At 37.7% G+C, this 252-nt stretch carries 1 protein-coding gene; it reads right to left on the bottom strand.

Annotation, left to right across the window (positions count from 1 at the left end):
* Positions 1-252 (bottom strand): AFG1/ZapE family ATPase (gene zapE, locus ACFIK8_RS12705; protein ID WP_375669631.1); only part of this gene is annotated, 252 nt, incomplete at both ends.

Raw genomic sequence — 252 nt, 5'->3', positions numbered from 1 at the left:
AGCATGGTTTTGCCTCGTCCTACTTCACCATAAATATATAACCCCTGAAAGAGACCATCAAAACTGCCCTGTTTTACAACAGAAGTTTGTTTTTTTCTTTTAAAAAACTGCCAGAAGGTCCAAGGCCGAAAAACGTTTTGTTCCGCAATATTTTGTAATAAATGATCAAAATGCTCTGTTAAAGCCAATTGAGCTGGATCCCTACTGATTTTTCCTTTGGACACCAGTTCCTCATAGCACGTTGAAACTAAA

It is taken from the genome of Bartonella sp. MR168JLCBS, assembly GCF_042194175.1.
The sequence above is the reverse complement of the archived record's forward strand: the minus strand, read 5'-3'. Positions and strand labels throughout refer to the sequence as shown.